This is a genomic window from Pseudomonadales bacterium (genome assembly GCA_013215025.1).
In the GTDB taxonomy this organism is placed as follows: Bacteria; Pseudomonadota; Gammaproteobacteria; order Pseudomonadales; family DT-91; genus DT-91.
In genome coordinates, this window is the sequence record JABSRR010000013.1 from 14048 (window position 1) to 24308 (window position 10261).

A 10261-nucleotide genomic window follows, 5' to 3' on the forward strand; every position below is an offset into this window, starting at 1 on the left:
AGGCGTTAGCTCAACTAAGCGATTAGCTTTAAGCGAGCGCTCTGATTGATAGCCGCTATTACTGTTACCACGACTGATACGCAGCTTGAGCTTGAAGCGCTGAGCGTAAAAACCTGCTGCATATTCTAACGCCGTCATTAAATCAGCAATTAATACCGCCTGAGATACCGTTATTTCTAATAACTCTAAGCCTGCAACCAATCGTGCAATGTGATATTCCAATAAAGGGCATTGACCATTGACAACCAGCATGCTTTCAAACAGGCCGTCGCCAAATTGTGCGCCGCGATCATTGATCGGTAAATGGTGGGCGCCGTCTAAAGGTTCGCCGTTTAGCCAAACCTTTGTCAGCAGCCCTGAAAAGTCCGGGGGTTGTCTTGCACTTGTGGGATCTAGGGGAATATCCGACATGACTGCCGCAAGTTAATCCACGCGAGAAAAGAGTAATGAACCATTGGTACCGCCAAAGCCGAACGAGTTTGATAGCGCATACTGAATCGGCATTTTGCGGGCCTGATGAGGCACATAATCTAAATTACAGCCTTCATCTGCCTGATCAAGGTTGATTGTTGGCGGCGCAATTTGATCTCGAACAGCGAGCACGGTGAATACCGCTTCTAGCGCACCAGCTGCACCCAACGCATGACCGGTCATTGACTTAGTTGAGCTTACCGCTACTTGTTTAGCTGCCTCACCCATCACTTTTTCAACCGCTTCAGACTCACCGACATCGCCGGCTTTGGTTGAAGTACCGTGCGCGTTGATATAATTCACCTCTGACGCTTTGATACCGGCATCGTCGATAGCGTTTTGCATCGCTTTTTGAGCGCCCAAACCTGACGGCAAAGTCATATGGTAGGCATCACCGCTCATACCAAAGCCCGCCAATTCAGCGTAAATCGTGGCACCACGTGCTTTCGCAGACTCGTACTCTTCAAGCATTAAACATGCAGCGCCATCACCCAATACAAAACCATCGCGATCAACATCCCAAGGCCGTGAAGCGGCTTTAGGGTCATCGTTACGTTTTGATAAAGCTCGAGCGGCGCAAAATCCGCCCAGACCAACCGGCGTTGAGGCTTTTTCAGCACCGCCTGCTAGCATTGCATCAGCATCACCGTACTGAATCATCCGCGCTGCAAGGCCAATATTATGCGTTGCTGTTGTGCAAGCTGTGGTAATCGCAATATTCGGTCCCTGCATGCCATACATAATCGACAGATTACCAGCAATCATATTGATGATAGAGCCAGGCACGAAAAATGGTGAGATACGGCGAGGCCCTTTGTCTTTGATCGTTTCGTAACAGTCTTCTATGGACTGCAAGCCACCAATCCCCGAGCCAATCGCAACGCCAACGCGGTCAGCATTGTCAGCAGTCACCTCAAAGCCTGAGTCACGCATGGCCTGCACGCCAGCCGCAATACCATACTGAATAAACAGATCTTGTTTTTTAGCATCTTTTGCGTCGTAATATTCTGAGGCATCAAAATCTTTCACTAAACCAGCGAAGCGAGTGGCGAAAGCTGAGGTATCAAAACTGTCGATATTCTCGATACCACTCTTGCCAGCAAGAATCGCTTCCCAGGCTGTGGCTAGTGAATTACCAACGGGTGAAAGAATGCCCATTCCGGTCACAACAACACGGCGTTTAGACATGGTGTACTCCTTTTAAATCGCGCGCAAAAAAAAACCGTTGCAATACGTTTAACATCAACGCTTGGCAACGGCTTTTACAAGAACAAGGGTAGAACTAAAAATTAATCCAGGTTCTCATTGATGTAGTTGATCGCAAGCTGAACCGTTGTAATTTTCTCAGCTTCTTCGTCAGGAATTTCGGTTTCGAACTCTTCCTCAAGTGCCATAACTAGCTCAACTGTGTCTAGTGAATCTGCACCTAAATCTTCAACAAAAGAAGCGTCTGCTTTCACGTCTTCTTCTTTCACGCCTAATTGTTCAGCGACAATCTTTTTTACGCGCTCTTCAATGCTCATGTTTCAACTCCTAATGAATGATAGATGGGTCAACATTGTTCCGCCGAAAGGCGGTAGTTTTTAATTTTTTAAAGCCGGCATTGTACTCTGTTTTTGAGACTGCACCAAATAATTAACTCAGAGCTGCTCAATATTTAACCAAAAGCAGGCCGCTGCCTAGCTCATGTACATCCCGCCATTCACATGTATGGTAGATCCGGTAATGTAAGCCGCGTCATCACTGGCCAAAAAGGCAACAGCTGCAGCAATTTCATCAGCCGAACCAAGCCGAGCAAGAGGGATTTGCTGTTTCAGGGCGTCACGCTGTGCTTCTGGCAGCTCTTGGGTCATATCAGTATCGATAAAGCCCGGCGCAATCGAGTTTACCGTAATCGCCCGCGAACCCAGTTCAGCTGCTAAGGCACGCGAAAAACCATCGGCGGCGGCTTTTGTGGCACTGTAGTTAGCTTGGCCCGGATTACCCATGGAGCCGACAACCGAACTGATATTGATCACTCTGCCCCAACGCGCTTTCGTCATACCTTTGATGCAGGCCTTCGTGACGGTAAATAGCGCATTTAAGTTAGTATCAATAACCGAGGACCACTCCTCGTCTTTCATTCTTAGAAATAAATTATCTTTGGTAATACCAGCATTATTTACCAGCACCGTAGGCGCAGCAAACTCTGCGCTAATGGCTTTAATTAGCTGCTGCACTTGCTCGGCATCGGTCACATTCAATACTCTACCGTGGCCATCCACGCCCGACGCCTGAAAACGCGCTGATATCGCATCTGCGCCCTGCTGGCTGGTTGCAGTTCCAATGACCAACATGCCGTCTTTTGCCAAACGATCAGCGATTGCTTTACCAATTCCACGGCTGGCACCGGTTACCAAGGCTATTTTTTGCTCAGACATATAATTCCCCTATATTTTATAATGTGCAATGCGATAGGTATCGCTATGCTAGTTATTGCTCGATTAGCGCTAGCTAAACACTACAGTTGTTAAATAGCAGCTAATAAATCTGCACTTTGCTCAATTGCATGACAGCTTAACGGCTTATGGATGCGCTTGTTTAAACCGCTTAGTACCTTCCCTGGACCACATTCGACCGTCGTCTCGACACCCGCTGCAACCATAGTTTGAACACATTGGGTCCATTTAACCGGGCTGTATATTTGCTGTATTAATAATTCACGAATACGCTCAGGATCAGACTCGGTCTGGGCATGCACATTATGTACCACCGCAATCTCAGGCGTTTTGATCGTGATATCAGCCAGTGCCTCAGCTAATTGCTCACCTGCTGGCTGCATTAAGTCGGTATGGAAAGGCGCGCTGACTGGCAAAGGTAATGCACGCTTAGCGCCTGCCGCTTTTAACTGTTCAATCGCGCGCTCAACGGCTGCTTTATGGCCGGCAATAACGACTTGGCCTGGTGAGTTAAAGTTTACTGCCTGTACACATTCACCCTGAGCGGCAGCCGCACAGACATCAACAATAACCTCATCATCTAAGCCAATAATGGCCGCCATCGCGCCCACGCCAACCGGTACCGCCGTTTGCATATATTGCCCACGTGCGCGAACTAACTTAACCGCATCGGCGAAGCTAATACTGCCCGCACATACCAGCGCTGAAAATTCTCCTAAACTATGACCCGCCATCAGCTGCGGCATTGCACCTGACTGTGCTTGCCAAACCCGCCACAGGGCAACCGAGGCGGTCAACAAAATGGGCTGAGTCTTTTCAGTAAGATTAATCTCGGCTTGCTCGCCATGCTGAATCAGCTGCCAGATATCGTAACCTAAGGCCTCCGAGGCTTCTGCAAAGGTGGTTTGAACTTGCTCAAACTGCGCAGCTGCCTCTGCCAGCATGCCTATTTTTTGCGAACCTTGTCCAGGAAAAACAAATGCTAACTGACTCATACCAAGAATGACTCCCTATGAAATATTATGGTGTGTGATTAAAGATCGATCTGATTAAGTGCCGCAACCAGATTATGTTGCAGCATATTTTGTGCGTGACAAAGCGCGTGGTAAAACGCTATTTCATCTGCGTGGCCATGTGACTTAATCACTAAGCCATTCAAGCCTAATAGCATCGCGCCATTATATCGTCTTGGGTCAACTTTATGCTTGAACTGTAAAAAAGGTGGCGCCGCAAACAGCGACATAAGTTTGAATAACCAATCTTGTTTAAACTGCTGCCGCAGCTTCTCTAAGATATAGCTTGCAACACCCTCTGACGCTTTTAAGGCAATATTACCAACAAAACCATCACATACGATGATGTCGGCAACACCATTATACAGTTTATGCGCCTCAACATAGCCAATATACTGCATGCCACTGTCACGCTGCTGCTGCAATAATTGATCAGCGTGCTTAACTTGCTCATTACCCTTGATGGCCTCTTCACCAATATTTAACAAAGCAACCGTCGGCGAAGGACGCGCATCGACTGTTTTTGCCAACACTTCAGCCATTTTTGCGAACTGCAATAGCTCATTTGCACTTAAATCAACATTGGCGCCCATATCCAATAGATAACTGTGACGCGCTAAAGTTGGCAGCTGACCGCAAATTGCCGGGCGATAGACATTTTCAATGCGGGTGATTTTATGCATGGATAGCGCCATTAAACCACCGGTATTGCCGGCTGACACCACCGCATCAGCTTTTGCCTCGGCAACCAGATCAATGGCAACAGACATAGAGCTCTGTTTTTTTCGACGTAAAATATGCGCGGGCTGCTCGTCCATCGCAACAATATCAGGGGCATTAACTAAGATGATACGCGACAGCACATCAGGCTTCACGGTTTTGAGCAGGGGCTCAATAACATTTTGCTGACCGACCGCAAAGGCGCGAATATTTCGATGAGCAGAGAGAAAACGAACGAGGGCGGGAATAAGAACACGGGGACCGAAGTCCCCGCTCATAACGTCAACGGCTAAGGCCTGATTGGCCATGATAACAGCCAGAAACGTTGCTATTTAATCGTCGTTACCGGTTTCAACCACTTTACGACCACGATAAAAGCCATCGGCTGATACGTGATGACGCAAGTGAGTTTCACCAGACGCACTATCAACAGACAATGCTTTAGTCGTTAAGGCATCATGTGAGCGACGCATACCACGACGTGAACGAGTCTTTTTGTTCTGTTGAACAGCCATGCTGAACTCCTATTTTCGCTAAATTTAATCATCATCTTTTAGCGTTTGTAGCACGCTAAAAGGATTATTGCTTTGACCTGGATCAGCATTCGAATCATCGGGCTGATTAGGATCGTTAAACTGTTGTGAACGCGCATAACAATGCTCGTTCTGGTGGAAATTGGTAAACGGCATATTCAATAGTAGCTCGTCTTCAACAATTTCATTGAGGTCAATAACCTCGCCATCAGCAACTACCAGCGGCTCAATGGCCTTGGGGAGTTGCTTAGCCTGAATATCGTCGTAAACCACCACAATATTCACATTACATTCAAGCACCAGCGGCATAGTTTCAAGGCAACGCTGACAAATCACTAATGTTGAACAGCTGACTTTTCCTAACAGTTGATAGCGCCGTTGTTCGTCAAGTCCAAATTCAAACTCGACAGACACTTTTGCGTCATCTTGTTCAGTCGCAGCAGCAAACCGACTTAAGTGTGAGACCGCAAAACAATTGGAAAATTTCGCTTGTTTTACAGCTAATTTACGAATATCTGCCTCAGTCGGCAAGGGTTCGTTCAACATAGGCGCGCGATAATATAGATTGCACTTACATAAGTCAAAGAAAACTTGACAGGATCCACCATCTTAGCCCTGCTGCAAGCAATAGTCTAGCCGAGACTGAGCCTGAAGTTATGGCAAGTTATGGCATTTCAGGGGCGGTCTCGAGGTAGCGTTTAAATGCCTCGCGCGATGCTGGGCTCGCAGCCTGCCACCAATACTTTAATTGGCTTAATGCATCTGGCTCTGTTTTTGCCGTTTCTGCGTCTTCTACGCTTAATTTGCCTTCTTCATACGGCGCAAGCAGCTCAGTCGTCGCGGCTGTATTTGTCATACTCAGCTGTGGCTGTGCAGATTCAGCTTGATCATAGAAAAATCGCAGATTGAGCTTTTGCCCCTGACGATCACCGGTTCTGACTAAAACATCAAAACTTGGCTGCCGTGCAAACTGAGCGGCTTGCTTGACGCGCCTGATAGGCTTCCAGTCAATCATAAGTTCCGAGACACCCGATAAATGCGCAAACTCAATCACAAAAGGGGTGGACTTGATAATATCAAAGTCATCACCGTCATCAAAAACCTGCTCATACTGCAAAGTAAGCAAATGTAATCCATCGGGCAAAGGTTTCAGCGGCAAATGAATAATGCCCTTACGCAACAGTACCTTTGGGTATGGCTGACCATTTACGGCGAGAATATTAAATTCTTCCGGCACCAATAAACTATGTTGATCACTAGCCTCAACATGCAGCGCAAACAAACCGCTCAGCACAATGAGAGTTGGCTTTAAACGACAGATACAGCGCAACAGGTTTATATAAGCCATGGCCAGGAGTTTATGGAAGCAGACAGACAAGTCATCAATAAACATTAGGTGTCGCCATATTGAGCTGGAAGTGCTGCAGCATAGCCTCAGCCATACCGCCACCTAGCTCTTTTAATAACGCCTCTAACGGTGAAGCAGCAACCGTGTAGTCAACTAGCTCTTCAACGCCTATTTGTTCCCGCGCCACCGACCTAGCACTGCCCAAGCCGTCAAGCAAACCTTTGTCTAAAGCTTGCTCGCCGGTCCATAAATATCCGGCAAAAATATCCGGATTATCCTCAAGGCGATCACCACGACCTTTTTTTACGCGCTCAATAAACTGTTTGTGAATGACCGCCAATGAGGCCTGCCAAAAGGCTTTCTCTTCTGGCTTCCAAGGCTGATAAGGGTCAAGAAAGGCCTTATTCTCGCCAGCTGTCATCACGCGGCGCTCTACCCCAATTTTTTCCATCGCCTTATCAAAGCCGAAGCTGGCAGAGATCACCCCGATAGAACCCACCAAACTTGCCCGATCGGCATAGATATGATCTGCCGCGGCCGCAATATAATAAGCTGCTGATGCACCAATATCACTGATTACCGCATACACCTGCTTGTCTGGGTATAACGCGCGCAATCGTTCAATTTCATCATAAATATAGCCTGCATGCACTGGCGACCCACCCGGGCTATTTATCGCCAAAACTACCGCCTTCGATTGCTCAGCTTCGAAAGCCTCGCGCAGAGCATGGTTCACCCGACCCGCGGCAGCTTCTTGATCATCCATGATAGCACCATGAATTCTAACAACCGCAGTATGCGGCTGATCGGTATTCGGCATACTGGCTGTCAAATTCGAGCCTTTTCCGCTAAAAGCAAACAAAATGAAGGCTAAATACGCGAAAGTCATCAATTTGAACACAATACCCCAACGTCTGGCGCGACGCTGTTCTTGCAATGACGATGAGGCGAGCTTTTCAATCAGCTGCCACTGTTGTTTTGCATTATCCTGTGACGCCGGGTCTGAGTCTTTGTTGCCAAACATAGTTTTCTCACATTATTGATTAAAAGGCTTAGCTTAAGCCTGAAAAGTTGAGCATTTTTTGTCAATCCAGGCAGGCAATTGCGCTAGATTATCGATTATTATTTGCGGCGAATGCGCCTGCAACTGAGGCACTGTGTGCGCACCATAGCTAACCGCAACGCAATCAATACCGGCATTGTTAGCCATAGCCAAGTCAAAAGTGGTATCCCCAACCATTAACAATGCATCGGCGTTATAGCCCGACATTGTCATCAACTGCTGCAGCATCAAAGGATCAGGTTTAGAGGCCGATTCATCAGCACATCGAGTAAAATTAAATCGGCTCTGCCAACCCAGATTATCAAGCATGCGGCTTAAACCGCGACGACTTTTACCGGTAGCAATAGCGATCGCAATACCACGCGCCTCTAAGGCTGCCAAGCATTCTTCCACGCCATCAAAAAGGCCACACTGCGCAAGCTTATCAGCAGCAATAAACGCTTCACTATACGCCTCAACCATTTGAATGACTTGCGCATCGCGCAGCGAAGGGTAAAGCGTTTGAATCGCATTAGGCAGACTAAGACCTATGATATTTGCCACGCTTTGATCGCTTAATAGTGGCAGCTCTAAACGGCTTGCCGCAGCATGCATGGCATTGACAATTTTCTGTTTTGAATCAATCAGCGTGCCATCCCAATCAAATACAACTAACAATGTTAATGTCCTTTATTACGCAGATTACGCAAAACTTGCTTCAAATCAGCGGGCAATTCGGCCTCGACCAACACCGCTTCTTCGCGATTGGGTAAGAAAAACTCCAGCTTCGCCGCATGTAAAAATAAACGCTCAAGCCCAATGCTTTTATGCCACGGCGTATCTTGTTCAATACCATATTTACTGTCACCCAAAATAGGATGACCACTGGCTTGACTGTGCACACGAATCTGATGCGTACGACCTGTAATAGGGCTTACCTCAACCAAGGTTGCCTGAGGCAAGGTTTCTACTACACGGTAGCCGGTTTTGCTGACTTTTCCTTCCGGTGAGGGGCGAACCATTCTCTCGCCACTGGCAATGATATTTTTCTCTAGCGCAAGATTAACCAAGGTTTTGCGCACCGGCCAGCGACCCTTAACCAAGGCAAGATAGTGTTTCGACAGCGTCTTCTCGCGCAGCTGTTGATGCAAATAACGTAAGACGCTGGCTTTTTTGGCAATCATCGTGCAGCCAGAGGTATCTCTATCTAAGCGATGAACCAACTCTAAACGCTTACACTCGGGTCGTAATTGTCGCATCACTTCAATGAGCCCCGATTGAATGCCGCTACCACCGTGCACTGCNAGACCTGAAGGCTTATTAACGACNATCAAATCNGCATTCTCGAAGATAATAGCCTGTTCTAATTGCTGCAGTATATGATCTGAGGCCCGAAAGCTTGGCTTTTCAGCCACTCGCAAAGGCGGCAAACGCACAATATCCTTGGTCTGAAGCTTATAAGCTGGCTTGACCCGCTTTTTGTTAACCCGGATCTCACCATCACGCATAGCGCGATACAGCCTAGATTTTGGCACTGCACGAAATTGCCTGAATAAAAAGTTATCAATGCGTTGACCCGCACTGTCCTCATCAATGGTTAATAGCTGCACTTTTGTCAAAGCTGCTGCAGAAAGCGCCTCTGCACTCGATGATGACGAGGACTTTTGCTGATGCTTGGGTTGAGCTGATGACTTGCCAGGAAGCGGTGCTTGCGCTGTTTTTTGCTTGAACTTCGGCCTAGACTTAGCACCTACAGGGCTATTTCGACGTTTCGAGCGATTTTTTTCTGCGCGTGAATCATTGAAATCAGATTTTGAAAATGGCAAAACCACGTTTTCCTGTGCAATACCGGCAAATAATCGGCTTATCTTTTGAAATATACAGCACTCTTTGCTATATTCAGACCGCTCTTTAGGCGCGAATAATAGCGTAATGCCGCGCGAATTGCTAAATTTGGCAAATTTTTGATACTCATAGATAAATTACTAAAGTTATAAAGAGCAACAAATAATTCGACGTTCGAAGCAATCATAATTGTGGCTTTAGCCTAGGTTTCTTCTGTTGCAACTACCATCATGATTATCGTATTTACAATAATCCTTCGTTAATAGTTCAGCGGATAAGCATTGTTAAGCCCCTGACGCAATCGATTGTATTTAGCCAGAGTCTTGCTTTGAACTAATCATCATTTTGATGGGTCGAGAATGTGAAATTTTTGAATTATTGAAGCATAGCTATTGCTTAAGCCTGAATTCCAGCCTGAGCTAAGTAACAACTTCAGTAAAAGAGATTACGGTACACACAAGCTGATATCATAAATATATTTATCGGCTTTTATGCACGTTTAGTGTGGAAGACATTGTCATTCGCTGATATTGATTGACTTGGCAAGGCAACGAATCATCGTTGCTAAACTGAAATGCCCTAGGCTTTCTTTAGAACCATGGGTAAGATTGGCCAAAGCCAAGCAATCATGAGTCAGCTTGATAATCGTTGATATGGCATTAACGAACATAAGCGATCTTACGAGCTGTTTGATCTGCACGATATGTACCTTAGGTTAGCCACGCTATTGGCCAACGTGCGAAGTTTGCACAGCCTGGCATCTTATAGCTAACCCTCTTAGGCCACCGCCGTTGATATTTTGACTCAACGATAGCAACGATAGCGGCTGGATTTCAACCGTGCTTGCACAC

Annotated in this window: 12 protein-coding genes; all 12 read right to left on the bottom strand. The window is 46.8% G+C overall.

The genetic code is table 11. The features are described from left to right. On the bottom strand, positions 1-411 hold a 411-nt coding region (locus HRU21_01850; protein ID NRA41031.1), incomplete at its 3' end, for an aminotransferase class IV. Positions 412-423: 12 nt separating this feature from the next. Beyond that, positions 424-1659: a beta-ketoacyl-ACP synthase II gene (gene fabF / locus HRU21_01855; protein NRA41032.1), complete on the bottom strand. Its 1236-nt coding sequence runs from the start codon at positions 1657-1659 to the stop codon at positions 424-426. A 101-nt stretch (positions 1660-1760) separates the two neighbouring features. After that, positions 1761-1994 (bottom strand): acyl carrier protein, encoded by a 234-nt coding sequence (gene acpP / locus HRU21_01860; protein ID NRA41033.1) that lies wholly within the window; start codon positions 1992-1994, stop codon positions 1761-1763. A 156-nt stretch (positions 1995-2150) separates the two neighbouring features. Further along, on the bottom strand, positions 2151-2891 hold the full coding sequence (gene fabG / locus HRU21_01865; protein ID NRA41034.1) for a 3-oxoacyl-ACP reductase FabG: 741 nt from the start codon (positions 2889-2891) through the stop codon (positions 2151-2153). Between the two features lie 89 nt (positions 2892-2980). After that, positions 2981-3904 (bottom strand): ACP S-malonyltransferase, encoded by a 924-nt coding sequence (gene fabD / locus HRU21_01870; protein ID NRA41035.1) that lies wholly within the window; start codon positions 3902-3904, stop codon positions 2981-2983. Positions 3905-3942: 38 nt separating this feature from the next. Then, positions 3943-4950, bottom strand: coding sequence for a phosphate acyltransferase PlsX (gene plsX / locus HRU21_01875; GenBank protein ID NRA41036.1), 1008 nt, complete (start codon positions 4948-4950; stop codon positions 3943-3945). Positions 4951-4974: 24 nt separating this feature from the next. Further along, positions 4975-5157 (bottom strand): 50S ribosomal protein L32, encoded by a 183-nt coding sequence (gene rpmF / locus HRU21_01880; protein NRA41037.1) that lies wholly within the window; start codon positions 5155-5157, stop codon positions 4975-4977. 24 nt (positions 5158-5181) lie between these two features. After that, complete coding sequence (locus tag HRU21_01885; GenBank protein NRA41038.1) at positions 5182-5721, bottom strand: DUF177 domain-containing protein; 540 nt, start codon at positions 5719-5721, stop codon at positions 5182-5184. Between the two features lie 118 nt (positions 5722-5839). After that, entirely contained in the window at positions 5840-6568 is a 729-nt protein-coding gene (locus tag HRU21_01890; protein ID NRA41039.1) for a DUF2057 family protein, read from the bottom strand. Further along, positions 6558-7547, bottom strand: a complete 990-nt coding sequence (locus tag HRU21_01895) for a S49 family peptidase (protein ID NRA41040.1) — start codon at positions 7545-7547, stop codon at positions 6558-6560. Before HRU21_01895 ends, HRU21_01890 begins: the two co-directional genes overlap by 11 nt. A gap of 33 nt (positions 7548-7580) precedes the next feature. Then, positions 7581-8243: an HAD-IA family hydrolase gene (locus HRU21_01900; protein NRA41041.1), complete on the bottom strand. Its 663-nt coding sequence runs from the start codon at positions 8241-8243 to the stop codon at positions 7581-7583. A gap of 2 nt (positions 8244-8245) precedes the next feature. Continuing rightward, positions 8246-9391: a 23S rRNA pseudouridine(955/2504/2580) synthase RluC gene (rluC, locus tag HRU21_01905; protein NRA41042.1), complete on the bottom strand. Its 1146-nt coding sequence runs from the start codon at positions 9389-9391 to the stop codon at positions 8246-8248. Positions 9392-10261 lie beyond the last annotated feature (870 nt).

Coding starts and splice junctions, on each gene's coding strand:
- fabF (NRA41032.1), bottom strand. CDS start 1,659: ATGTCTAAACGCCGTGTTGTTGTGACCGGAATGGGCATTCTTTCACCC.
- fabG (NRA41034.1), bottom strand. CDS start 2,891: ATGTCTGAGCAAAAAATAGCCTTGGTAACCGGTGCCAGCCGTGGAATT.
- HRU21_01890 (NRA41039.1), bottom strand. CDS start 6,568: ATGTTTATTGATGACTTGTCTGTCTGCTTCCATAAACTCCTGGCCATG.
- acpP (NRA41033.1), bottom strand. CDS start 1,994: ATGAGCATTGAAGAGCGCGTAAAAAAGATTGTCGCTGAACAATTAGGC.
- HRU21_01895 (NRA41040.1), bottom strand. CDS start 7,547: ATGTTTGGCAACAAAGACTCAGACCCGGCGTCACAGGATAATGCAAAA.
- fabD (NRA41035.1), bottom strand. CDS start 3,904: ATGAGTCAGTTAGCATTTGTTTTTCCTGGACAAGGTTCGCAAAAAATA.
- plsX (NRA41036.1), bottom strand. CDS start 4,950: ATGGCCAATCAGGCCTTAGCCGTTGACGTTATGAGCGGGGACTTCGGT.
- rpmF (NRA41037.1), bottom strand. CDS start 5,157: ATGGCTGTTCAACAGAACAAAAAGACTCGTTCACGTCGTGGTATGCGT.
- HRU21_01885 (NRA41038.1), bottom strand. CDS start 5,721: ATGTTGAACGAACCCTTGCCGACTGAGGCAGATATTCGTAAATTAGCT.